Origin of the sequence: Pandoraea bronchicola (genome assembly GCF_902459805.1) — a bacterium.
Lineage (GTDB): Bacteria > Pseudomonadota > Gammaproteobacteria > Burkholderiales > Burkholderiaceae > Pandoraea > Pandoraea bronchicola.
This window is the reverse complement of sequence record NZ_CABPST010000001.1, coordinates 921,902-947,274: the sequence shown is the minus strand read 5'-3', so window position 1 is coordinate 947,274 and position 25,373 is coordinate 921,902. Positions and strand designations below refer to the sequence as shown.

The window sequence follows — 25,373 nt, the reverse complement described above, 5'->3', positions numbered from 1 at the left end:
TTGCACTGGGAGCCAGCAGTGAAGCAGTCGTCGAGCGGCGGGGGCCGCGCCTTTGTCATGTCCATGCGCCGGGAATACGGCGTCAACGGCTCAATTCGCACCATTCGCACCATTCGCACCATTCGCGGCGATGTAAGCCGAGCCGAAGACTCGCGACGCCAACGCGCGTCCGGGCCTCGCCGGCGTCTGCACCCGCTTGCCGGTGCGGTGCTTGCCGCGTTCTGGCTGCCTGCCGCTTTTGCCCAACAGGCCCCGGCCGATGCGCCGGCGCGACCGGCCAAGCCAGCCCAGGCGATTCAGCTCGCGCAGCTAGCGCCTAATGCACCGCTTCAGCTCGCCGAAACCAATCTGCGTGAGGTGAACGTGACAGCGACGCGCACACCGACCGAAGCGGAACGCACACCGGCGTCCATTTCGGTCATCACCGATCAGGATCTCGAAGAGCAGCAGGCGCAGGACATCAAGGAAGCGCTGCGCTACGAGCCCGGCGTCACGGTGCGCCGCGCGCCATACCGTCCCGCGTCGGCCGCTGCCGGCGGCGGCCGCGACGGCAATTCGAGCATCAACATCCGCGGCCTCGAAGGCAATCGGGTGGCGCTCTTCGAGGACGGTATCCGCATGCCCTCCTCCTACTCGTTCGGCCCGCTCGAAGCCGGCCGTGGCGACTACATGAGCATGGACCTGCTGCGCCGCATCGAAATTCTGCGCGGCCCGGCCTCGTCGCTGTACGGCAGCGACGGCCTGACCGGCGTCGTCAACTTCCTCACCAAAGATCCGCAAGACCTGCTCGACGTGTTCGGCAAGTCGACCTACTTTTCGCTGCGTCCATACTACAACTCGATGGACCGCAGCTTCGGTACCACCGCGCAGGCCGCGTGGGGTGGCGAACAGTGGCAGGGCATGGTGATCGTCGACGGCAACAAGGGCCACGAACTCGACGGCAAGGGCACCAACAACTCGGCCAGCACGTCGCGCACGACGGCCAACCCGCAGGACAGCAACGGCGACTCCGTGCTCGGCAAGCTGGTCTTCAAAGCCACGCCCAGCTCGACGTTCAAGTTGACGGGTGAGACCGTGCGCCGCCGTGTGGACTCGAATGTCCTGTCGGCCATCAATCCGCCGACGACACTGGGCCTGAACACGAGCGACCGTCTCGAGCGTAATCGCGTGAGCCTCGATTACGACTTCCACGACGCCTCGCAGGCTTACCTGCAGAACGCTCACGCGCTGCTGTACTTCCAGGATGCGAAGAACAGCCAGTACGCGTACGAGAAGCGCACGGCAGGCGACCGCACGCGCGACAACACGTACAAGGAGCGCACCGTCGGCGGCTCGCTGCAGGCGGAAAGCAACTTCGCGACCGGCCCGCTTTCGCACAAACTCGTGTACGGCACCGATGCCAGCCTCGCGTACATCACCAGCTATCGCAACGGCACGGTGCCGGGCATGGGCGACTCGTTCCCGAACAAGGCATTCCCGGACACCGATTACACGCTCTTCGGCGCGTATCTGCAGGACGAGATCCGCTACGGCGCGCTCACCGTCACGCCGGGCATTCGCTACGACGCCTACTGGCTCTCGCCGAAGCAGAACGATCCACTGTACGTCTCGCAGACAACATCGGGCGCTCGTGTTCAGCCGACGTCGTCGAACGACTCCGCGTTCTCGCCGCGTCTGGCGGTGATGTACGAGATCGCACCGTCGCTGATTCCGTACGTGCAATACGCCCGAGGCTTTCGCACGCCGACCCCGGACCAGGTCAACAACGGCTTCTCGAATCCGATCTTCGGCTACATGTCGATCGCGAATCCGAACCTCAAGCCCGAAACAAGCGACACATTCGAGCTGGGTCTGCGCGGTCGCCTCGCCACCACGCTGGGTCCGCTCACGTACAGCACGGCGGTCTTTGCGGGCAACTATCGCAACTTCATCTCGCAGCAGAACATCAGCGGCTCGGGCCGTCCGAGCGATCCGCTCATCTATCAGTACGTGAACTTCAGCCGCGCGCGCATTCAGGGCTGGGAAGGACGTGCCACGTGGGCGCTCAAGGGCGGCGTGACGTTGCGCACCGCCATGGCCTACACGCATGGCACAACGGAAGACAACGGCGCCGCCAGCCAGCCGCTCAACACCATCAACCCGTTCTCGATGGTGCTCGGCGTGCGCTACGAGCCGAACAGCACATGGTTCGCACAAGCCGACCTGCTCTTCCAGGCCGCCAAGTCGCAAAGCCAGATAGCGAAGACCTGCACGTCGGGCACGCAGCAGAACCAGAACTGCTGGGCACCGCCGTCGTCCATCGTGCTCGATCTGTCGGGCGGCTATCACATCAACAAAAACGCCACGGTCTATGCGGGCGTCTACAACGTGTTCGACCGCAAGTACTGGAACTGGTCGGACGTGCGCAACATTGCCGATAACTCGACCATCAAGGACGCGTATTCGGCACCGGGCCGCAGCGTGGCTGTGAGCCTGAAGCTCCAGTACTGATCCTGCGGATCGATTGTCAGAACCGTGCCGGCGCGCGCGCACTTCGATCGTCTGATCGTTCAGGCCGCCCGTCGGCACATGCCAGCCACTGCCAGCAAACTCGCCACCAAGGAATCGTCATGATGAACGCTCAAAACGCCACTTCCGCCGCCCGCCCGGCATTCCCCGCGCTCGCCGATGTCACTCGTCTGCGTAGCGAATTCCAACGTGTGAAGACCGAACAGCATCTGCGCGATCGCGACGCCGCTGCGGCACTGGGCGTGTCCGAAGGCGAGACGGTCGCCGCTTTCGTGGGCGAGCACGTCGTGCGTCTGCGCCCTGAATTCACCGAGATCATCGAAGCGCTGCCGGCCCTGGGTCGCGTCATGGCGCTCACGCGTAACAACGCCGCGGTGCACGAAAAGGATGGTCAGTACGAGAAGCTCTCGCACACGGGCACCGTCGGCCTCGGTCTCGGCAAAGACCTCGACCTTCGCATCTTCTATCACCAGTGGGCCTTCGGTTACGCCGTCGAGACACCTGCGGAAAACGGTCCGCGACGCTCGCTCCAGTTCTTCGACAAGGCAGGCACGGCCGTCCACAAGATGTTCCTGCGCGATCACAGCGATGTCGCCGCGTTCGAAGCGCTGGTGGCCCGCTTCCGCGCCGGCGACCAGACGCCCGGCCAGCACGTGGTCGCCGCAGAGGCGCCGAAGGCCGAAACGCCCGACGCCGACATCGACGTGGCGGCCTTCCAGCGCGACTGGCTGGCCATGACCGACACGCACCAGTTCTTCGACATGCTCAAGCGTCACGGCGTGTCGCGTGCGCAGGCCTTGCGTCTGGCGCCTGAAGGCCATGCACGGCGTGTGCCCGCCGCATCGGTGCGCACACTGCTCGAAGACGCCGCCGGCACCGATCTGCCGATCATGGTGTTCGTCGGCAATGCAGGCATGATCCAGATTCACACCGGCCCCGTGAAGAACATTCGCGTGATGGGTCCGTGGGTCAATGTGCTCGATCCGGGCTTCAACCTGCATCTGCGCGAAGACCTCGTCGACACGGCGTGGGTCGTGCGCAAGCCGACGTCCGACGGCATCGTCTCGTCGCTCGAATTACTCGACGCCTCGGGTATGGTCATCGCCATGTTCTTCGGTGAGCGCAAACCGGGGCAGGCCGAGCGCGAAGACTGGCGTGCCACGCTGGTGCGCATGGAGGGTGCCGCAGGATCGCAAGGGACCACGGGGGCATCGGCGTGAACCGGCGAGTCAACGGGCAAATCGACGCGCGCGGCGCCTCGCGTCGCGCGTTGCTGAGCGGGGGCGCTGCGCTGGGCGCTGGCGCGTGGCTGGGCACGTTGTTGCCTGCAACGCTCGCCAGCGCGGCCTCGCCCGCCGCTCCGGAGAAAGACGGCAAGGACGGGCCGAAGCGTGTCGTGGTCGCCGGCGGCGCGCTCACCGAGATCGTCTACGCACTCGGTGCGCAAGATCGCGTGATCGCCAACGACCTGACCAGCCTGTATCCGGAGGCGGCCACCAAGCTACCCAAGATCGGCTATCTGCGCTCGCTCTCGGCGGAGGGCGTGCTCTCGCTGCATCCCGACCTGCTGCTCGCAGGTGCGGAAGCCGGCCCGCCCAATGTGCTGTCACAGATCGCGGCGGCAGGGGTGCCGGTCAAACGTTTCACGCACGGCTATACCGCCGACCTCGTGCGCGAGCACATTCGCGGCGTTGCCGGGGCCCTGCGGATGAACGACGAGGGAGCTCGCTTGGCGAACCGCTTCACGTCAGACTGGCTGCGCATTCGTGATCAGGTCGAACAGCGGTATGGCATTCAGCGACGCCCGCGCGTGCTCTTCATCCTCGGTCACATGGGCAATCAAGTGATGGTGGCGGGGCAAGACACCGCCGCCGACGCCATGCTCGCGTATGCCGGTGCCGAGAATGCGCTGCGCGGCTTCAACGGGTATCGGCCGCTCACCGCCGAAGCGGCCGTGGCAGCGCAGCCCGACGTGCTGCTCACGACCACCACCGGACCATCGCCCGCCGATCCTGCGGCAACACTGCTCGCCCAGCCTGGGCTGGCGAACACGCCCGCCGGACGCGCCAAACGTGTGGTGAGCTTCGACGCGTTGTATCTGCTCGGCTTCGGCCCGCGCCTGCCTCAGGCGGTCGCCGATCTCGCGCAACGCGTGCATACCGCTTGAATGTGTCCCGGCGCGCTATTTGATGCCGCTTGATGCCGCTTGGTGCCGCTTGATACCGATTGTCGCTGTCGCGCGTCGGCACGCTCCGGGGCCATCCAGAAACCCGCCTTTCGCCAGTGAACGAAGACATGTCAGCCGCCCCTCCGATTCCGAAGTCGTTGCCGTCCAGCCGCGCTGAGACGGCCCACGCCACGACCACTGCCTCGGGCCAATCCGGCGCCGCGCGCCGCCGTCCTCCGCGCTGGATCGTCATGACGGTGCTCGTCGGATTGCTCGCGGCCGCCGTGCTCGCCGCGCTGTGCGGCGGGGCCTATCGCATTGCGCCGGGCGAAGCCATGGCCGCGTTGTTCCGAGGGGCCACGGGCGAGTTCGCACAGGATCAGGCGCGCAACGTCATGCTACAGATCCGGCTGCCGCGCATCGTGCTCGGCATACTGGTCGGTGCCGGATTCGGTGCCGCAGGCGCCGCGTTGCAAGCCCTCTTTCGCAATCCGCTCGCCGACCCCGGCCTGATCGGTGTCGCCAGCGGCGCGGCGCTGGGCGCAGCCGGTGTCATCGTGCTGGGCGGTGTCGTGTTGCCCGCAGCGCTCGCAGCGTCACTCGGCCTGTGGTTGCTGCCTGTCGCGGCGTTCGTTGGCGCGCTCGGTGTCACAGCACTCGTCTACCGGCTGGCAGCGGGACGTGGACGTCTCGCGTTGCCGTTGCTACTACTCGCAGGCATTGCCATCAATGCCGTTTCGGGCGCCGCCATCGGTCTGCTCACCTACCTCGCCAACGATACGCAGTTGCGCACGCTCACGTTCTGGACACTCGGCAGTCTCGGCGGCGCGCAATGGTCGATGCTCGCCGTGATCGTGTGGCCCGTCGCGCTGGGTGTCGCCGCGTTGGCCACGCAGTGCCGTTCGCTCAACGCGTTGTTGCTGGGCGAAGCGGAGGCACTGCATCTCGGTGTTGCCGTGCAGTCGGTCAAGCGGCGTGTGATGGTAGCGTGCGCGCTTTGCGTCGGCGCGCTTGTTGCATCGAGCGGCATGATCGGTTTTATCGGCCTGATTGCGCCGCATATCGTGCGTCTGGTGGTCGGTCCCGACCCGCGCGCCGTGCTGCCGGCGGCGGCGCTCTTTGGCGCGATCCTGACGTTGCTCGCCGATCTCGTCGCGCGTACGTGGGTGGCGCCAGCCGAGTTGCCGCTGGGCATTCTTACGGCATTACTCGGCGCCCCGTTCTTCCTCATGCTCCTGTGGCGACGCCGCGGGCAGTTCGGGCTGTGACGGAACCGGACTGACAACACAGGACATCGCTATGCTCAGTGCACACGACCTCACGATTGCTCACACCGATTCGCCCGTGCTCGACGGATTGTCGCTCGACATCCGTCCCGGCGAACTGCTGGTGCTGCTCGGCCGGAATGGTGCGGGCAAGAGCACGTTGCTCAAGGCGCTCGCGGGTGAGCCACAACCGCCGCGCACCCATCTGAGCGGTGCCATCACGCTCAATGGCGCGCTGCTCTCGCAATACACCACGGCGGCGCTGGCCCGTCTGCGCGCGGTGCTGCCGCAAACGGCACAGCTGTCGTTCCCGTTCAGTGCCCTCGAAGTCGTGACGATGGGGCGACTGCCCTTCCCGAGATCGCGCGGACGTGGCGATGCCGACAAGACCGCAAAGAGCGACACCCAGATCGCTACGCTCGCGCTGGAGCGTGCTGGCGCACTGCCGTTATTGCATCGTGACGTGATGACCCTGTCGGGCGGCGAATGGGCGCGCGTGCAATTTGCGCGCGTACTGGCGCAACTTTGGCCGGACGGCGATGCGTTTGCGCCATCGGTGCCGCGTTATCTGTTGCTCGACGAACCGACGGCGGCGCTGGACCTGGCCCATCAGCATCACCTGCTCTCGCTCACGCGCGAACTTGCCAGAACGTGGGGGTTCGGTGCGATGGCCATCGTGCATGACATCAACCTCGCGGCGCGTCATGCAGACCGCATGGCATTACTCGCCAACGGACGCATTCTCGCCACGGGCGCACCACGCGACGTGATGCGCGCCGATCTCATCGAGACGACGCTGGGATTGCCCGTGCATGTGATTACGCCGCAGACGTCACCGGGCTTCCCGATGCCCGCAGGTGCCTGTGCAGACGTGCCCTTCGCGCTACCGGCCTGAGCATGTCGAGGCGATCGCGCGCGGGCGCGATCCGCGTGCCGTCATCGCATCGCCGCTTCGCGTGTGCGTCCTCTCACGATGCAGGCACACCGTCCTTCGCGAGATTGGCGCGCGCGCATAGCACAGCGGCCAGATCCCATAGCGCGTAACCCACGCTTTTGAAAAGCACAGGCCCGCTCGAGCGGAAACGATCGGGCGTAATGATCGCATCGAGAAGCGGCGCGGCGCGGCCCCAGTCGATGGCCGCATGCAGCAAATCCCCGGCTTCGTGCTTGACCTCCCAGGTGTCGACGACGAGCGTGCCGCGCACGGCCGCATCGCGGCACAACTGCGGCGGCAACTCACGCATGTCCGGGCGAAACGCCCCGACCCCCGCAACGAAGATGTCATCCCGCCAGCGATGCACATCGCTATCCGGCAGTACCGGCTCGCTGCTGGTTGTCGCGGTAATCACGATGCTTACGGTGCTCAGCACCGGTTCGATGGCGTCGACCACGGTAGCTTCCACGCCGAGGGTAGCGGCGTGATCGGCGAGCGCATGGGCGCGCTCGGGGCTACGCGAGAAGATCATGAAGTGACGCGTTCCCATTCCGGCGGCAAACGCCTCGAGATGCGCGCGTGCTTGCACGCCTGCGCCAACGATCAGCACAGGCCCCTTCGGACGCGGTGCAAATTTACGCGCGGCGAACAATGTCACGGCGGCCGTGCGGCGACCGGTAACGGTCGGCCCGTCGAGCAACATGAGACGCTCGCCCGTGTGCGGGTCGAACACCATCACCTCACCGATGATGGACGGTTTGCCCACGCGGCAATTCTCTGGATGCACGGTGATGTGCTTGGTCATGGCCACCTCTCGATTGGTGGCCGGCATCACCAGCAGCACGCCACCACGGCGGCCGCGTTCAGGTTCGGTCAGGGAGAAATGCAGACGCTCAGGTGCGCGCGCGGTTCCCGAGCGCATCTCCATGAGCATGGCCTCGATACCGTCGGCCAACTGGGGATAAGGCAGCAACTGCGCGGTTTGGCGCGCGTCCAGCGTGATCATCGATATGTCTCCGCTCCGGGGCGTGCGCCATTTGCGGCAGGGTTTGCACTCGTCGCCGTCACATCGCGTCACGCATTGCCAAGTCTGAATTCAGTGTAGCGCGCATCGCGTGAACGCGTCTGCTACATCAAAAATTATTCGTGGCAACTCGTGTGGAGCGCACATGCGCTCAGCGACTCGCATTGCGCATGCGCTTGCCATCGGTGAGTGTCGCACCGCGTACCTCGAAGCGCACGCTGTCGCGCACGGCACCGGCCGCGTCGACGAGTTCGAGCGTATGACGCCCGGGCCACGGCAACCAGCCCACGCGCGCACTACCGGCAAGAGGCTTGCCGTCCAGCCGCCAGGCCGCGCCTCTTGGCCAGGCGGCCGCCACCTGAAACCATAGTCGCTGGTTGGCGGGCGGGATGTCCGGGTCCAGTGCGACGATGGTGCCGTCGGCGGGCCCGGCAATTCGCCAGAGCGGCCCGCTGGGCGCTTTGGTGGCAAGCGCCGAAAGCGCGATCGTACTTTGCGACGTACCGGGGAGAAACCACTCCTCGCGAGCGGGTTCCACATGTTCCGCATACTGCACTGCGACATGCTCGATCCCCGGCGGAGGCGCCGGCGGAAGACTCGCGGTCCGACGATGCAGGTAGTCCATCACGCGGTGCCAGATCGGCGCTGCGCCGGACACGCCCGAGACGTCCCACATCGGCGCACCGTCGGCATTGCCGACCCAGACACCGACCGTATAGCGCCGCGAATAGCCGACAGCCCAGTTGTCACGCATGTCCTTGCTGGTACCGGTTTTCACGGCGGTCCAGTATCGCGTCGAGAGCGGACTGTCGAGGCCGAATGTGCGGGTGCGCGCCTGCCGGTCGGCGATCATGTCAGAGACGATGAAACTCACCTGCGGTGAAAAGACGGTCGTGCTCGCATCGGTTCGCGCACTTCCTTTGGCTTTGTCGGCGATACGCGGGCGGGCCGCCTCGGGCATACGCTCATTCACACGGCTGGCCGCCCCGCCGTTGGCCAGCGCGCGATACGCGTTCGTCAGCGAAAGCAGCGTAACGTCGGCACTGCCGAGCGCGAGGCTGAAACCGTAGTAATCACCGCTCTGCGTGAGCGGGAGGCCCAACGCGACGAGCGTCTGAGCAAACTGCCTCGGGGTGACCATCACGAGCGTGCGCACAGCGGGCACGTTCAGCGACGAGCCCAGCGCAGTCCGTGCGCTGACCCATCCCTTGAAATGACGGTCGTAGTTCTGCGGAATGTACAGCCCGCCCCCCGTAGGCAGATCGATGGGCGAATCGTCGAGGAGCGACGCGGCCGTCAGACGCTGCTCGGCAATCGCCTGGGCGTAGAGAAACGGTTTGAGTGTCGAGCCGGCCTGGCGCAACGACGTCACCCCATCCACCTGCGCCGCCGACGACAAGGCGCCCGACGATCCCACCCAAGCGAGAATGTCACCGCTCGCGTTATCGATGACGACAATTGCCCCGTCCTGCACGTTGCGCGAACGCCCCGGCGTGCCTAGTTCGCGCAGGGTCTGCTGCAACGTGGTGACGGCCATTCGCTGGAGATTCGCATCGAGCGTGCTGGTGATTCGCGTGCCCGCAGGCGGACGGCTCGCACTGAAGACGCGGCGCGCGAAATGCGGTGCGAGGCTCACGGCATCGCGCGTCGTCATCACGCTTGCCGGTCTCGAAAACACGAGTTGCGCGTAACCGTCCAGACCGTTGCAGCCGGTGGCCTGCCCCATGTCGCGCAAGATGCCGCAAGCCCGCTGCGCCACTCGCGTGGCGGCCGCATTCGGCGCACGCAGCAACGCGACAGCCAGCGCCGCCTCACGCGCATCGAGCCCGATGGGTAGCTTGCCGAAGAGCGTCTGCGAGACGGCCGAGATGCCGACGAGCTCGCCGCGAAACGGCACGAGGTTCAGATAGGCCTCGAGAATCTGATCCTTGCGCCAGCGCTGTTCGAGCCACACCGCAGTGGCGGCCTGCCCGATCTTTTGCGCGACGGAACGATTGCGCGCACTCGGGCGCAGATCGTCGTCAAGCAGCCCCGCCAACTGCATCGTCAGCGTGGACGCACCGCGCGTGCGCGAGTGCCACAGATTGCCCCATGCGGCGGCGGCCACTCCCCGCCAGTCGACGCCGCTGTGCTCATAGAAGCGCTTGTCTTCAGAGACGATCAACGCCTGGCGGAAGGCTGGCGATACCTCGGCGAGCGTCACCCAGTCGCCCCGTTGCGCCTGCATGTCGGCCCGCAGGCGTTGCAGCGGTTCGCCGCGGCGATCCAGCAGAATCCAGTCCGACGCGCGCCAGTCCTGGCGCACCTCGTCAAACGACGGTACCGCGTGCGCAGGCGCCGATGCCCGGAGCAACCCAAGCGCCAGCGCAACGCCGAGCACGACGCGGCGCGAAATACGCCAACGATGCACTTCAGGCACTGCGCACATGCACCTCGCCCTCTTGTGGCAGACGCGGCGTGCGCACCGCCATGATGCCGGCAGTCAGCAGCAACTGCGCGAGCGCGTAGAGAATCCAGATGGCGTATTCCTGCGCCGGAATCGTACCGACAAAGCGTGTGGCGCCGATGAGGGCGTCCGAGATCGTGAAGAGCAGCGCGCCGACGGCGGCCCATTCTCCGCGCACGTCGGCAAGCAGCGCCGCCGACGCCATCATCGCCAGCACAATGACGTAACACGCCACGGGCACCTTGAGCTCCCCCATGCCAGGCCAGTACAAAGCGTACGCGAGCGCCGCCGTCACCCACACCAGCACGATCGCGACGCGATGCCAGCCGGGCACCTGCGCCCAGGCGCGCCGCAAACGCCAGAACAACACGAAGTATGCGAGGTGAGCCAGCAGGAAAGCACCCAGTCCCAACACGAAGCCCTGCGTCAACGCTGGCAAAGCAAGGAAAACATCGCCTGCGCCCGAAAAGATCACGGCGGCGCACAACCACACCCGCTCGCGCGGCACGCGGTGATACAACACCGCGAACAGCAGCGACGCGCACAACAACACCTTGGCGACGGCCTGATCGGCATACGGGGCGCCGCGCAACGATAGCGCATAGGCCGCTGCCGCGGCGGCAGCCAGCCACCAGAAGCGGCGTGCCTCACGGGGCAGCGCTGCCGCGGGTGCAAAGAAGTTAGACATCATGTCCGTCCGGCTCCCGTTCGTCATGGCTTCGCGGGGACCACTTGCACGGGCGCATTCGGGGTCTCGCCGTACATCGCAGGCTCGTACATCGCTTCGACACGCGTTGGCGGCGTTGCGAACTTGCCGACGTTGTTCAGACGCACCGTGTACTCGATCCGATGCTGGCCCTTGGGCAAGTAGTCGTAGTAGGCACGATAAGCGTCCTGCGCCCGCTCCTCAAAGGCGGGCATGGCCCCTTCGCTCTTTTCTCCCTGCGTGGCAATGACCGAATCGCGTCCCAGCCCGCCGCCCAGTACCGTCGCCCCGCCCGGCAGCGGATCGCTCACCACGACCCAGCGCATGTCGGCCTGCGCATCGATATCCAGACGTACACGCAATATGGCACCCCGCACGAAGCTGTCCCCCGAGCGATCCGCAGCGTCTTGCACCTGAACGCTGCGCGTCACGCGATAGCCTGCCGCGAACGGCGCCTTGAGCGCAACCGCAGCCAGACTCTGGATCGTCGCCCACGGCTTGCCCGCCCCCGCCTGCTCGAGACGTAACACATCGCGCGCGCTGTCCGTTCCGGCAGCCGCATGGCTCAACCACGGCAGCGAGACGGCTGGCGGCACGGTGCCGGCCTTGAGTTTGTCCCAGTCGACGGTTTGCACGGTACCGCTCGTCTGGTTGTCGCGCTGCCACTGAATGGCGGTTTGCCCCGTCGGCGTGTCGCGCTCGAATCGTGCGGAGAAGCGATCCACTGCCAGTCCCCCCCACACGTTGGCCGTGGTCGTCGACCAGGCGCCGCGCGATTGCAGCCCCAGCAGCCCAATCACCAGACGCGGCATCTCGTCCTTCCAGGCCGGGTTCGCGTTCATCAGCAACGCCAGGCGTGCGGCGTTGGTTTCGGGGCCGACCATCAGCCACCAGAGCCCATCGCTTGCCTGCGTCGAGAAGCCCACGCGCGTGCCCTGATACGACAGTCGCGCTCGCAGTATCTGCTCGGCCTGCGCCAAACGCTCTGCACGCTGCGGTGCGTCGGGCAATCGTTGCAGGATTGCATACCAGTCGATGACCGCTGACGTTGGCCAATCGTTCGGTGCGATGGTGAGCGAACCGAGCATGCGTGCGCTTGCCCGGCCATACCGTGACAACGCTTCGATCGCGGTGAGCTTGCGCAACGTCAGATCGTCGCGCGGTGCCCAGAAGCGGCGCGTGAGACGTCCTTCCACGAACGCCGTCAGGCCATCCTCCATACGAGCCAGCGCGTCGTCCGGCAGGACATACGCCGGGTCGAGCGCTTTCGCTTCGCTGCTTACGGCCAGCAGATAAGCGGTGAGCGTATCGCTGCCCTGATTGGCGAAGCCCTCTTGCGGCGGGAAGTAGCTCGCCAGACCGTCTTCATCGAGATATGACGGCAGCATGCCCGTTACCCGCTTCCACTGCGCGACGTCACGCAAGCCGAGCGCCTTCGACGCCTGCTGCTCCAGACAGGCGTACGGATACAGCTCGAACCAGCGTTTCACGCCCGGTAATCCCTGCGACAGACGCGGTTGCATGCTGATGCGCACCCCGCCGCGCAGCTTCCCGGTACTGTCCGCCACTGCGCCCGCAGGCGGTGCCATCGGCAACGTCAGACTGCCCTCGACCTGCGTGAGTACCGATTGCTGGACGCTCGCCGGCAGCGACGGCTGAATGTCCTGCCCCACCTTGATCGAGTCGCTCGCCGCCCGTGCGCCGCTCGCGGCCGGGGCCTGAGCGCTGACCTCCCACAACAGCCGTTGGGCACGCGTATCGGCCAGCCCGGCAGGCGCGATCACGTCCCATGCCACTTCGCGCGACTCACCGGCCGGCACGTCGACGCGCTGCGGTGCCAGCGTCAGTTGGGTCGCCCGTGCGGTCAACTGCACCTGCATGGCGTGCTGGGTCGTATTGCGCACGGTGAACTGGGCGCGATAGTGATCGCCTTCGCGCACCAGCGGCGGCAACCCCGAGATCAGTTGCAGATCCTGCGTGGTGCGAATGACCGCTGTCCCCGTGCCGAACCAGCCAAGCGCCTGCGCGCCGGGCCTGCCATCATCGGCAACCGCCACGATGCGGAAACTCGAGAGCGAGTCGTTGAGCGGAACATCCACGCTCGCCTCGCCCTTGTCATCGAGCACAACACGCGGCTGCCAGAGCAATAGCGTGTCGAACAGCTCGCGCGTCGGACTCTTGCCCCCGCCGCCACCGGCCGGTACCGCCTTGCGGCCGTAATGCCGGCGCCCGATGATCTCCATCTGTGCCGTGGCAGTCGTCACACTGTAACTGCGGCGCTGCCACATGGCGTCGAGCAGACTCCAACTCGTGTTGGGCGCCAGTTCGAGCAGTGCCTCGTCAACGGCCGCAACGGCAACCTCCGATCCCGCCGCAACGGGCTTGCCATCGGGCTGCGTGACCTTGATACGCACCTTGGCATGGCCTCGCACCGGATACGTTGCCGCATCAGGCTTCACCTCCACCCCCAGACGCTGTCCGGCCGTGCCGACGCGCAACTCGGTCAACCCGAAGCGATAGGCGGGTTTGCCAAGATCCACCAGCCCCGTCGGCGCCTGATACTCCCGGCCTTCGTACCAGAAAGCCCGGAACCACTCCATCGGCTGCTTCCAACCCCATTGGAAGAATGAATACCAGGGCACCTCGTGGATGCGACCGCGCACCGCCAATACCGACACGTAGACGTTCGGTCCCCAGGACGGATCGACCTTGAGGGAAATATTCGGTTCTTTGCCCGAGATCTCCATCGTGCGCGTCTCCATCACCCCTTCGCGCTCGATCGCCACGAGCGCCGTGGCTGAGCGAAACGGCATGCGTACCTGCAGCTTGGCCGTCTCGCCCGGTTCATAGGCACGTCGCTCCGGCAACACGTCCATCCGATCGGTATTGTCACCGCCAAACCAGACCTCACCGCGTCCCGTCACCCATACGCTCGTTGTCGAGGTGCTGAGATTGCCCTTGTCGTCCTTGGCCTGCGCAACGAGCGTGATTTCACCCGGCTGCGAAAGCGACACGTCGCACGACAGCAAACCACGCTCGTCCGTCTTGCCGCTGCATACGTTTCCGAGATCCTTGACCTCGGTTCGGTTGTCGTAGGCGTAGAAGCCCCCCACCATCCGCTTGCGGCTGCTGGTGGTAATGCGCGCCTCGGCACGCACATCCATCGCAACCCCGGCCTTCGGCTTGCCCTGCAGATCGAGCGCGAGTGCCTTCACTGGCAGCTTGTTCGTCACCGATACCCAACTCTCGCTGCGCACACCGGTAATGAGATTCGCGGGCCAAAGCGTGGCGTTGCCGCGAAGCGTCTGAATCTCGCCGTTCGGGTCCGCAAAGCTCGCTTCAAGCACCAGATCGCTCGGACGATCGACCTTCGGCAAGTCCTTAAGCGTCAGACTGCCCGCACCGTTTCGGTCCAGCACAAGCCGTTGCTTGTCGGCGACCAGCTTCTGATCGCTCGACCCCGAACTCTCGTCATTGCCCTGATCATCGTCATCGGCGCCCGACTGCGCCGACGGCGGACGATAGGGCGTGAAGCTGAAATCGTCGTAGCCGTCGAACGTGAGATCGCGCACGCGCAACAACGCCGAGACACGCACCGGCAAATTACCCGCAGGTCCACCCGCCACGTAATTCACCTGCACGCTAATCGGCGCTTCCGTTTTGTTGATGAGCGGTGCCTTCACGGCGTCACGCACGCCAATTGATCCGGCCAATACCGGCAACCGGAAAGCCTCCACGCGGAAGTGCCCCGCGTCGAGCGACGACGGGTATGTCTTCGGGCGCGAATCGTTATCCGTGTAATCGAGCGTTACCGAATAGTCGCCGAGCTTCGCACCTTGCGGAATCTGGAAGGTGTTCTCGGCCAACCGCCCGTTACGCCACTGGATGGGTTGCGTGTAAGTTTGCCCCGACCCTTGATGCGTGATCGTCAGTTGCGATGGCAGACTCGCAGGCAATGCCAGCCCCTGCATGGTTTCCTGACGGATGAAGTGTTTCATCGACACCGTCTCACCGACGCGGAACAGCATGCGGTCGAAGACCGTTTGCGCGCGGACGGTCGGGCTGCTGCCGCCATCGGTCGGCACATGGAAACGCCACGGCTCGATGCCGCGATCCCAGTCGGACGATACGAACGCCATGTCCGGATCGTTGCCCTGCGTGCGCGCGACAACAAAGTAACCCGAGCGCATCGTCTTCTCGCAATACCGGTATCGCTCGAGCGACTTGTCGATCTTCGCCACGCCCGTCTTGTCCGTCACCGCGCTGGCGACCTCCGTACCGTCGCAATCGAGCACCCGCACCTTGGCATTGGCGACCGGCTGACCTTTGTCGAGCGTTGTCACCCATGCCACGGCGTTCTCGCGTCCCATCTTGAAATGCACACCGAGATTCGTGACAAGCACCGTGGTACGCACATACATCGGCAGCGACTTCCCGAGCAGCGCCGCCCCAAGCGACGGTGAGGCCAGTTCCACGACATAGAAGCCGGGCTTCTGGAACGGAATACCGACCACCTCGAAAGGACGCGGGTCCTTTTCCTTGGGCACAGGCAAGGTCAACGCCTGCACCCCCTGCAACCCCGATAACAACGACAGGCTGCGCGTGTCATAACGCGTGACCTTGTCCTCGACGATCACCGCAGCATTCGGCCCAAACGTGTCCTTCGCCGCGGGTGCGGTCAGAATCGACGGCATCTCCTGCGCAATCTGCTTGCGCGTCATCGTCGTCTCATCGAAGCGACGCACACGCGACATCCAGTTCATGACCTCGGCATCGTCGTCCACCCGCAACTGCAAGGTGCGGCCACTCCCGCCTGACTTGGCCGCCTCGCCGGCCACACCAAGTCCGTTGATTTGCAATGCCGGCTCGACCTTGCGCAGCGTGACCGGTAACATCGGCGGCATGCCGGGCTCGGCAAAGCGCTCCACGATCCCGAACGGTGCGGCCGCGAACTTGGCGAGCGGCGGCATCGTCGCGGTCTTCGTCTTCAAGGGGAATTCGCTCGCATTGTCGAGCGCTCGGCCACTGTCGTCCGTGAACCCCTTCGGGAGCGTAACGATCAGCTCGGCTTTCTCAGGGAACGGCGCATCGAACGTGACATCGCTCACGCTTGAGGCGCGATCCGCATCGCTGAACTTCGGCGAGCGCTCCGCCCCCGCGCCTTGCACGCGGATCTTGGCAGCCATGTCGCGCGCGACCGGCGAATTGAACGTCAGACGCAGCGGGCGCAGCGGCGTACACGGGGCGTTCGCATTCTCACGCTCGCAACTGAAGCTGGCAGTAAACGGCTCGCGCACGTCGTATTCGAAACGCCGCGCCTGCTTGGTCGGTACTCCCGACGGCGTGCTGATGCCCGCCCCCCAGACCAAGTGCATCTTCGCGCCAGCCGCCAGCGTGCGGTTGCATTGCAGCATGACCACACGCGCAGCCTGCTTGTCGAGATTGAAACGCTTGATCAGCGCCGTGCGCGTATCGCCCTCGATCCACTTCACGCCAATGCGCTCGCCCACGCCCTCCGTCTCGCACCAGGCGTTCTGACGCACGCTGGCGGGGGTCGCCGCGCCGTTCAGCGTGAGGATGAATATCTGGTTTTCGTCGATGGCACCGTACGACGGGCGGATCGATGTGACGGCTGGCCCCCCCGTGTTGAACGCGTAACGAGTCGTGCCCGACAGCGCCGTGCCCGAGACTGCGGAGAGCCCGCTGCGCATCTCCACCGAGCACTTTGCGCCCGGCGGCAGCGGTTGCCTGAAATCGTAGACCCAGATCTTCGGTTCGAGCCAGTGGCCGTCGCCAGTGAGCGAGGTGTCGGAGCACCTCACGGCGGCCGGCGCCTGAGCACGCGGATCGCCCGCCGGCACGATGGCTTCGTCGAATTTGACGACCACCTGGTCTACGCTGGCGACTTCTCCCTGCGGACTCACACTCGTCACACGTGCCGCGTGCGCGGGCGACGTGACGAACATTCCAAGACACAGCGCCGCCCACGCCATCGGCGCGGCCAGCCAGACGCGTTGCGTTCGGCTATGCATGCCGGACTCCTCCCGAATTCTGGTGAGGCGATTCTAACCCGCGATCTTTGGCAATTCGAATCGTTTCCCTTCATATCTGCACTGGGCACGATATTTAGGAATGGCAGCGTCGTCGTGCCGGATTCGTCCGCGTTAGATTCGCGAAGCCGCCTATGTCACACTGGCATCTTTCCCGTGTTCGCATCGTACGCGCCTCATGTCCATCGCCTTTCTCCATCCGAAAAAGAACGCGCTGGTCTATCTGATCAAGATTCTCAGCGGGTCGCTGATTGTCTGGTTCGGCCTGCGAGCTGCGGGCTTTCCCGAGCCTTACTGGGCGATGATTTCGCTCATCATCGTGACCGAACCGGATCCGCTGCAGGCACGCAGCAATTTCAAGGCGCGCTCGATCAACACGATTACCGGGGCCGTCGTGGCTTGCATCGTCTTGCTGCTCATGGGACCGGGATTGGCAGCGATGCTCGTGGGCATCACTATCGCCACACTGGCCGCGATGCTGGTGCAGAACTATCCGGCGAATTGGCGTTTGGGCCCGGCGACGGTGGTGATTCTGATGTCGGCGGCGTTGAGCGGACAGGGGCAAGGGCTACATGAGGAACTGAGCCTCGCCATGCTGCGCGTCATTGAGGTGTTGGTCGGCTCCACCGTCGCGCTGATCCAGTCGTTGATCTACGGACGCTACGTGAAACCCTGGCTGATGCCCGCCGATTGATTCGGAGGGACCGGGGCAAGCCAAAGCGCTGCTCTCCCGCCGTGCATTTGCATCGTCCGGGCAATGCGGGGCCATGCCGGCAAGCCGGGCCAATCCGGTGGGCGTGACGAAGCGAGGCGGCGCAACGCCGCGCCCGCTCAACGTTGCGTTTGCTTGGGCACCACGTAGTGCAGCGGCAGCGCATTGCTGCGCTTGAACGCGCTCAGCACGATGTTCGAGCGCACATTTTCCACACCAGGCACTTGCATGAGCCGTTTCATCACGAATGTCGACAGGGCGTTCAGATCCGGCACGACGATGCGCAGCAGGTAGTCGGCCTCGCCGACCACCGCGTGGCACTCGAGCACTTCGGGCAATAGATCTATCTGCTCCTGAAATTTCTCGATGGCGTGATCGCCATGATGTTTCAGACGCAGTGACGTGAACGCCGTCACCGTCAACCCCAACGCCTCGGGGCGCAGTACCACGCGATACCCCTCGATGATCCCGTCCGACTCAAGCTTTTGCAGCCGACGACCGATCTGCGACGGCGAGAGCGCCACGCGCTCCGCCAACTGGTGATGCGTTTCCCGACCGTTCCTCTGCAGCTCGTTCAGAAGAGCCAAATCGAATTGATCCAGATCAAGCATGACGAATCTCCGCAACAAAGTATATTTTTATGCGAAATTTATGCAAACGACTTTCACCACAGGCGCATTATGCGCCCATTTCGCACGCGATGCGCACTACACTTTTAATCACTGTCACCGCTTGATTGAGTCGTTCGTATCATGCCCATTACCGCCATGCTCCAGGAGCAATTCGATGCCGGCCTCACGGTCCGGCCCGACTTCACCATCGATCAGCCCGTCGAACAATACGGCGCGGTCGATCATGCGGTGTGGCAACAACTTTACGAACGCCAAACGGCCATGCTGCCGGGCCGTGTCTGCGATGCCTTCATGGACGGCATTCACGCCCTCGACATGGACGCGCGTCGCGTGCCTGAGTTCGCACGCCTGAACGAAAAACTGATGGCGGCAACCCAATGGCAAGTCGTGGCCGTGCCCGGCCTCGTGCCGGACGATGTCTTCTTCGACCATCTCGCCAATCGCCGTTTCCCGGCCACATGGTGGATGCGCCGTCCCGATCAACTCGATTACCTGCAAGAACCCGACTGCTTCCATGACGTCTTCGGCCACGTGCCGTTACTCGCCAATCCGGTGTTCGCCGACTTCATGCAAGCCTACGGCAAAGCCGGCAAGCTCGCGCAATCGCTGGGGGCCCTGCCGTTGCTCGCGCGACTGTACTGGTACACGGTCGAATTCGGCCTGATGCGCGACGGCGACGGCCTGCGCATCTACGGCGCCGGCATTGTCTCGAGCCGCGGCGAAACCGAGTTCTCGCTAACCTCGCGCGAGCCGAATCGCATCGGGTTTTCGCTTGAACGGGTGCTTCGCACGCAATACCGCATCGACACCTTCCAACAGACGTACTTCGTGATCGACGACTTCGCCCAACTGTTCGACGCCATGCTCGCCGACCTGCCGACGCTGTTCAAGACATTCGCCGAGCAACAGACGTTCGAGGCCAACGCCCGTCGTCCCGAAGACACGCCGATCCTGTTGCCGGCATGATGGCATGGCCCGGATCGTCCCGGGCCGTGTCTTGCCTTTCGCCCGCCACTGACCTGACTTCCCGAAACGCGTCTCAGGCGCTTCGCGTTTTCAGATATGGCTCACGCACACTCAACGCCAGCCTGTGGAACAATAGCCCGAATGAGGCGGCAACCCTGCCGATTCATGGGCGCTGCGCCCGGCTCAGCCGACAATCTTCCTGACGCCGTACGCAGTCATCTCTGACGCCGAGCCGGCGCCAGTGGACTCGAATCTGCCCGATTTGCACTGAACGCTTTGAAAGGAATGCCATGACAACACGACTCTCATCCGAGGCACGCGCCAGCCTGACCGAAGTGCTGCCCGAGTGGCACCAGGTGGTCGGACGCGACGCGATCCAGCGCAGCTTCACGTTTCACGACTTCAACGAGGCCTTTGGCTTCATGGCACAGGTCGCGCTCAAGGCCGAGAAGATGAACCATCATCCGGAGTGGTTCAACGTCTACAACCGCGTGGACATCACCCTCTCGACACACGACGCCGACGGATTGACCCAACGCGACGTCGATCTGGCGCTGGCCATCGATCAGTTCGCAGGCGATCGCGCCTCGAGCTGACCCGCCTGCCCTCTGCCCGCCCCCAGTCACCGAATTCGGGGCATTTCCCTCAGCATCGGACGGTATCGCGGCCAGAACCCTCACCACGGCCCGATCCGCACCGATGCCGCCAAGCATCCTCCGACCTGCTCCGCGTTCTGTGCCGCCAGTGATTCCCGACGCGCTCAGCGTTTCGGCGCGAGCATCGTGCCGCGGCATGCCTTGCTGCCACAGTGGCAGGCGTATTCGCGTTTGAGTTTTGCCGTGTAGCGGGCGTCGATCACCAGACCGTAATCGTAGAAAAGCTCTTCGCCCGGCTCGATCTCGCGCATGGCGTAGATGTAGACATGCTCGCCTTCTTCGCGCGCTTCGCAGTTCGGCGAACAGGCATGATTGATCCAGCGGGCATTGTTGCCGTCGACCTTACCGTCGATGCAGCGCCCGTCTTCCAGACTGAAATAGAAGGTGTGTGTCGGGTGCTCTGGATCATGAGGATGGCGGCGCAACGCCTCGCGCCACGAAATGATCTCGCCCTTGTACTCGATCAGGCGATCTCCTTTCTTGAGACGCTTGACCGCGTACACCCCCTTACCGTGGACGCCGGACTTCCTGACTTCGATTCTGCGCTTGGCTGCCATCTCTATGCGACGAGGTTTCGTGGATACAAAAAAGCGCAGTGTACAGGCACGCGGCGGTCATGTGCGTGACAAGCGACGACGAAAAAAAAACGTCACCCGGTACTGGATGACGTTCTCCCCCCTCGCTCGCGCCGCTTGTGCGTGACGATTACCGGTCTGCTGCTCAGGTTTTGCTGTACAGCTTCCAGACCTTGCGTTGCGTTGCGATGTCGGCGTCCTCGTGCGCGTTGCAGTCGAGCGGCAGACGCGAATCGTCATACGTCGCATTGAAGTGATTGCAGTGATATTGACCTTTACCGCGCGCCGATACCTCGAAGTGGCTGCACGTCAGGCACATACGCTGCGGCGGCATGTCGCCCCGCTCCTGCATCGTGAAGATCAGCTTGACGAGCGAGCGGTAGAGCTGCGCGCATTCTTTATCGCCGAGCGAGTCCGACGCTGCGGTCAGGAAGTTCGGCCATTGCGATGCCTTTTTGGCCGCCGTCTTGCCGCGCGCCGTCAGGCGCAGGGCTAGGGCACGACCGTCGTTGGCATCACGCCGTTTCTCGACAAGCCCTTTGCTTTCCAACGTGCTCACGGCCTCGCTGACCGTGGCCGATGTGAGTGCGGCATCCTCCGCAATCTCGCCTAATCGCATCGGCACGCCGCGCGTGAGCAAGAGCGTAAGAATCTCGCCCTGCGTCGGCGTCAATCCAGCCATTGCCGCGCCCTCCCAGGCGTGGCTCCGTAACGCGGTTCCCATGCGCAACAAACCTGCTGTCACGCGCTTGGATAGCGCTTCATCTAGTGGGGTCGGAGTAGCCATGATTTTCGTTAGGATTTCTAAAAACTATACGTCAGTAAAACAGCTTGTCAAATGAACTCACGGGCGGTGCATCACACGTCTCAATATTGCTTTCCCTTCATTTCGGCGCCCCGCCCGGGGGAAACCCTAAGCCACTTCCGTGTCGATACGCGACGGCAAGTCGCTGTTGAACTCGCCGCCCCACCACGATTCCATTGTGTGTTCTGAGTTTAATTTTGGCGTATCAGTTCTTGTACTGATCTCCCAAATCCTACTCACGATGTTTACAAAATATTGGTGTCCTGCGCACTCGTGGTGCGAAGCGTCTTCTGTCTAAAAACATTTCGCATCCCATGCGAATTTCATCAACCGCTGAATAGACGTAACACTCAGCCGTCTCCCGCACCCTGTCGCACCCCGCATCATTTTCGTCACGCCTCGCAAAGCCTCGCCAGCTATGGCTCGCAGACCATAGCGTTGCGCTACGCGTGTCTCGGCTTCGGGTCGTGTGCGACGGAAAGTTCTCCCGAAATTCGAGATGTCTCTGCACGCGACAGGCTCACCACGCACGCGAACCCGCCGTACCTCGTTTCGGACAGAACGCAAATTATTTGAAACACAACCGTCAGTCGTCTGTCGCCGGAGACGGAGTTCTGCAAAAAAGTGGGGAAATAACGATTCGGCGTATCCGCAGGTGAGGCCTTCGGGACACACGAATTGAGGAATTTGACGGTACCGGCGATTTCGCTCGTTACCGCCAGCAAAACCAGCATCAATCACTTCTTACACCACGCGCGGCAAGTCAAAAAACAGAGTGGCGAGATTGTAGCCGCGAACCGGCCGGCCAGAGTAAGAACGTCAAAATTATCCACAAAACCCCGTTTTCGGGGGTGCTTTGCACAATATTTAGGCGCCTGTGGATAACTTTCTGGATAAGTTATCGGACTAGATGTGCATGGGTTCGGGATAACTTGCGAATCTTTCCACAGGGGGCAAAAACTGTTCAGAGTTGTTCTTGGGATACCCGCTGTTTTTCCATCCAGTTCTCATTCGGGCAACTTCCTGTTTACTCGACGTTAACTGTGGTTATCCACAGGAGTGGGCTGCCTTTGTTAACTACTACTATGTATACATACAGTAAACCTATTAAAACCTTAAAACCTGGCTACGAGCGACGCGAAAACCGCAAAACCCGTTCCGCCTGAACAGTGGAAAACGCAGCGCTCGCGATGCGTGATTCAAGCCTTGTCGAGAGGTTTGGCCCCATTGGCGGCACGAACCCGTTGCGTTTCCCGCCAGATGCCGCACAACCCCCGTGCTGCAAACCCTGTAGGCAAGAAAAAACCCCGCCAAGGCGGGGTTTCATTACACCGATCGCATAACGACCGGTACTGCCGAAGGCAAACGAACCGGAACCGGCCCCGTTTGCGGCAGCGTCAGGTCATGCGGCCCATCTCAAGCATTGCTGGCGAACCATTTCGTTAAGCGACTTCGCCTCGGCATGGACATCGCGCAGCCAGACAGCGTCGTTCTTGCCCGAGGCAACCAGTTGACGGATCTCCTCACAGGCGGCTTCAGCCTCCAGCGCCGCTGCGTGAGGCTTGATGACCTCAAGCGTATGTGCGACGTGCTGCCCCAACGTGGTGCGTTCCCCCGTCTGCGGATCGACATAAGCCCCCTCCAGACCGAATCGGCAGGCTTCAAAGCGGTTGAACGTGTAGACGAGGTAATCGTCCTCGCTCAGCACGAACGGGCGCTCCTCGAGCAGATAACGGGCCAGAGACTGGATGTAACAGGCGATAGCGGCCGCGCGGTCGACCGATAAGGGGGTATCCATCACTCGGACTTCAATCGTCCCAAAACCCGGCTTAGGACGAATATCCCAGTAGAAGTCCTTCATGCTCTCGACGACGCCGGTTTTCACCATCTTGTCGAAGTACGTTTCAAAGTCTTCCCACTTCAGGACGAACGGCGCACGTCCCGAGAGCGGGAACGCGAACACCGAGTTCAGACGCGCGGAATGAAAACCCGTGTCGACCCCCTGCACATACGGCGACGAGGCCGACAGTGCAATGAAGTGCGGGATGTAACGGGACATCGCGTGAAGCAAATACAGCGCGCTGTCGGGGTCCGGACAGCCAATGTGGACGTGCTGACCAAAGACCGTGAATTGCTTGGCGAGGTAGCCGTAAAGCTCGGAGAGGAAGTGAAAACGAGGCGAATCGTAGATCGTGCGTTCGCTCCAGCGCTGGAAAGCGTGGGTGCCGCCGCCGCACAAACCGACATTGAGCTGTTCGCTCGCGGCCACCAGCACGTCGCGAACCCGGCGTAGCTGCGTGACGGCATCGCTGTGGCGATGGCAGATATCCGTCGACAACTCGATCATGCTTTCGGTCATTTCGGGCTTGATCTCGCCCGGATGCGTCTCCTTGGCAACGAGCCGCATCAGATCGGCCGCCGCCTTAGTCAGATCGTAATCGTGACGATTCACGAGCTGCATCTCCAGCTCCACGCCAAAAGTACACGGCTTCGAGGGAATGAATTCTTCTAATGACATGGCTTAATCCTTCCGTTCACCGACAAGGGCCAACGCCCAATAGACCACCAGCGGCCCGACCAGTTGCAGCACTGCAATGGCACACATCACCACGGCCTTGAGCATCGGATCGAACTGCGGGTAGATGTCGTACGTATCGGCAACGAGTACGAACGCGAGACTGGCCATCGGGCACAACGACAACCCGAGCGCGACGGCCTGCTTGTAACTGATCCCTGCCTGATGGGCGACCGCGACCGTACCCACCACCTTGGCGATCGAGCGCACGACGATGATCGCCAGCGCCGCCAACCCGCCGATCAAGAGGTATTCCCACTGGAACGCCAGCGACGTCAGCACGAACAACACGACCGCGAGCAGCCACCCCGCCGTGCCGAAGTACGCCGGCCAAAGCTGCGGACGCTCCTCGACATTCCGGAAAATGATCCCGGCGAGAAGCAGTGTGAGCGAGTTCGGCAGCTTGAGCATGTGCACCAGCGCGACCATCAGCATGATCAGACCGATGAGCACCACGAATGCGTGATGGTCCTGACTGCCGAACTTGCGGAAGACCAGGTTGCAGGCCTTCGCCAGCACAAATGCCAGCACAATCGAACCGATGAGCAGGTACAACGGGTGAAACAGCACGACCCAGAAGCTCGAGTGGTAGGCCTGATGCATCCAGCCATAAACAAGCTTCACCGCGACGACCGCGTACACGCTGTTGAGCGCCGCCAGGGCGAGCAAACGTTCCGTGACCTGACCCTCGGCACGCAGTTCGTTCTTGAGCTGGATCACCACGGCGGGCGATGTCGCCATGCTGATGGAGGCGATGAGAACGGCCGTCAGCGGCGACACGCTGAATACGCGCAGCACGGCATAGACGGCCACGAAGGTAAGCAAGGCTTCCAGGGCACTGGTAACAATGATCCAGGGGTTCGCCCGCATCCATTTCAGGTTGAGGCGGCTGCCCAGTTCGAACAACAGCAGGCCCAGCGCCAGATCGATCAGCAGCCGGATGGCCGCACTGGTCTGCGCGTCCAGCATCGAGGAAAGACCCAGGGTGCCACCGACCAGCCCGACCACCGCATAACCGGTAATGCGCGGCAGGCGCAATTTCCGGAAGCAGATCTCCCCGGCGAGTCCGGCAAATACCAATGCCAGCCCGGCGAAGAAAACAGGATCGGGCGCCGGCGGCCAGCCCGGAAAAAGGGACAGTTCCGACGTCATTAATGCTCGCTTTGCGCCGCTTGACGGCGCATCAAGTGGTGAAAAGGAAAAGAAGTCGCGCGCGGGGTTGCAGATGAAGGACAAATGCGCGACGAACCCGAAGGGTTGGGTTCATTTTGCCACACTCGGTTTCAGGCGATTTCAAACGGCCGTCACGATGGCGGTACGGCCGCCGCGTAGGGAGACCGGCGCAGTCGAGG

General features: G+C 63.4%; 17 protein-coding genes. 8 read left to right on the top strand and 9 right to left on the bottom strand.

What is annotated here, in order from left to right; translation table 11 throughout:
- The first annotated feature begins 57 nt into the window (after positions 1 to 57).
- The 5 genes from PBR20603_RS04190 to PBR20603_RS04170 all read left to right on the top strand — a co-directional run bounded on the left by PBR20603_RS04190 (position 58) and on the right by PBR20603_RS04170 (position 6,835).
- Positions 58 to 2,490, top strand: a complete 2,433-nt coding sequence (locus tag PBR20603_RS04190) for a TonB-dependent hemoglobin/transferrin/lactoferrin family receptor (RefSeq protein WP_150558340.1) — start codon at positions 58 to 60, stop codon at positions 2,488 to 2,490.
- Positions 2,491 to 2,609: 119 nt separating this feature from the next.
- The gene (locus PBR20603_RS04185; RefSeq protein WP_150558228.1) at positions 2,610 to 3,728 is read left to right on the top strand and encodes a hemin-degrading factor; all 1,119 of its coding nucleotides are present in this window, start codon (positions 2,610 to 2,612) and stop codon (positions 3,726 to 3,728) included.
- Positions 3,725 to 4,675 (top strand): heme/hemin ABC transporter substrate-binding protein, encoded by a 951-nt coding sequence (locus PBR20603_RS04180; protein WP_150558227.1) that lies wholly within the window; start codon positions 3,725 to 3,727, stop codon positions 4,673 to 4,675. Before PBR20603_RS04185 ends, PBR20603_RS04180 begins: the two co-directional genes overlap by 4 nt.
- Before the next feature lie 128 nt (positions 4,676 to 4,803).
- Complete coding sequence (locus PBR20603_RS04175) at positions 4,804 to 5,943, top strand: FecCD family ABC transporter permease (protein ID WP_246174364.1); 1,140 nt, start codon at positions 4,804 to 4,806, stop codon at positions 5,941 to 5,943.
- Positions 5,944 to 5,974: 31 nt separating this feature from the next.
- Complete coding sequence (locus PBR20603_RS04170; protein WP_150558226.1) at positions 5,975 to 6,835, top strand: heme ABC transporter ATP-binding protein; 861 nt, start codon at positions 5,975 to 5,977, stop codon at positions 6,833 to 6,835.
- A 73-nt stretch (positions 6,836 to 6,908) separates the two neighbouring features.
- Here PBR20603_RS04170 and PBR20603_RS04165 read toward each other — a convergent pair whose 3' ends face one another.
- The 4 genes from PBR20603_RS04165 to PBR20603_RS04150 form a co-directional block, all read right to left on the bottom strand.
- Positions 6,909 to 7,880 carry a delta(1)-pyrroline-2-carboxylate reductase family protein gene (locus tag PBR20603_RS04165; RefSeq protein ID WP_150558225.1) on the bottom strand — a complete coding sequence of 324 codons (972 nt, stop codon included), beginning with the start codon at positions 7,878 to 7,880 and terminating at the stop codon, positions 6,909 to 6,911.
- A 169-nt stretch (positions 7,881 to 8,049) separates the two neighbouring features.
- On the bottom strand, positions 8,050 to 10,326 hold the full coding sequence (pbpC, locus tag PBR20603_RS04160) for a penicillin-binding protein 1C (protein WP_150558224.1): 2,277 nt from the start codon (positions 10,324 to 10,326) through the stop codon (positions 8,050 to 8,052).
- Entirely contained in the window at positions 10,310 to 11,035 is a 726-nt protein-coding gene (locus PBR20603_RS04155) for a lysoplasmalogenase (protein WP_246174363.1), read from the bottom strand. The genes pbpC and PBR20603_RS04155 overlap by 17 nt, the downstream gene beginning before the upstream one ends.
- 20 nt (positions 11,036 to 11,055) lie before the next feature.
- A complete protein-coding gene (locus PBR20603_RS04150; RefSeq protein WP_150558223.1) occupies positions 11,056 to 17,082 on the bottom strand; it encodes an alpha-2-macroglobulin family protein in 6,027 nt (2,008 codons plus the stop codon).
- 196 nt (positions 17,083 to 17,278) lie between these two features.
- Here PBR20603_RS04150 and PBR20603_RS04145 point away from each other — a divergent pair, with 196 nt between their 5' ends.
- The gene (locus tag PBR20603_RS04145) at positions 17,279 to 17,794 is read left to right on the top strand and encodes an FUSC family protein (RefSeq protein WP_150558222.1); all 516 of its coding nucleotides are present in this window, start codon (positions 17,279 to 17,281) and stop codon (positions 17,792 to 17,794) included.
- A gap of 137 nt (positions 17,795 to 17,931) precedes the next feature.
- Here PBR20603_RS04145 and PBR20603_RS04140 read toward each other — a convergent pair whose 3' ends face one another.
- Positions 17,932 to 18,423 carry an Lrp/AsnC family transcriptional regulator gene (locus PBR20603_RS04140; RefSeq protein WP_150558221.1) on the bottom strand — a complete coding sequence of 164 codons (492 nt, stop codon included), beginning with the start codon at positions 18,421 to 18,423 and terminating at the stop codon, positions 17,932 to 17,934.
- 141 nt (positions 18,424 to 18,564) lie between these two features.
- On the opposite strand from PBR20603_RS04140, the gene phhA reads away from it, so the two are divergent.
- Both phhA and PBR20603_RS04130 read left to right on the top strand, forming a co-directional pair.
- Positions 18,565 to 19,410, top strand: a complete 846-nt coding sequence (gene phhA / locus PBR20603_RS04135; RefSeq protein ID WP_246174362.1) for a phenylalanine 4-monooxygenase — start codon at positions 18,565 to 18,567, stop codon at positions 19,408 to 19,410.
- 290 nt (positions 19,411 to 19,700) lie between these two features.
- A complete protein-coding gene (locus PBR20603_RS04130) occupies positions 19,701 to 20,006 on the top strand; it encodes a 4a-hydroxytetrahydrobiopterin dehydratase (protein ID WP_010806643.1) in 306 nt (101 codons plus the stop codon).
- A 164-nt stretch (positions 20,007 to 20,170) separates the two neighbouring features.
- Here the strand turns inward: PBR20603_RS04130 and PBR20603_RS04125 are convergent, their stop codons facing one another.
- The 4 genes from PBR20603_RS04125 to PBR20603_RS04110 all read right to left on the bottom strand — a co-directional run bounded on the left by PBR20603_RS04125 (position 20,171) and on the right by PBR20603_RS04110 (position 25,173).
- Positions 20,171 to 20,623 carry an SET domain-containing protein gene (locus PBR20603_RS04125; RefSeq protein WP_150558220.1) on the bottom strand — a complete coding sequence of 151 codons (453 nt, stop codon included), beginning with the start codon at positions 20,621 to 20,623 and terminating at the stop codon, positions 20,171 to 20,173.
- Positions 20,624 to 20,786: 163 nt separating this feature from the next.
- Entirely contained in the window at positions 20,787 to 21,428 is a 642-nt protein-coding gene (locus PBR20603_RS04120) for a MarR family winged helix-turn-helix transcriptional regulator (RefSeq protein ID WP_174977766.1), read from the bottom strand.
- A gap of 1,420 nt (positions 21,429 to 22,848) precedes the next feature.
- The gene (locus PBR20603_RS04115; RefSeq protein WP_150558219.1) at positions 22,849 to 23,964 is read right to left on the bottom strand and encodes a YbdK family carboxylate-amine ligase; all 1,116 of its coding nucleotides are present in this window, start codon (positions 23,962 to 23,964) and stop codon (positions 22,849 to 22,851) included.
- 3 nt (positions 23,965 to 23,967) lie between these two features.
- Positions 23,968 to 25,173 (bottom strand): cation:proton antiporter, encoded by a 1,206-nt coding sequence (locus PBR20603_RS04110; protein ID WP_150558218.1) that lies wholly within the window; start codon positions 25,171 to 25,173, stop codon positions 23,968 to 23,970.
- Positions 25,174 to 25,373: the final 200 nt, after the last annotated feature.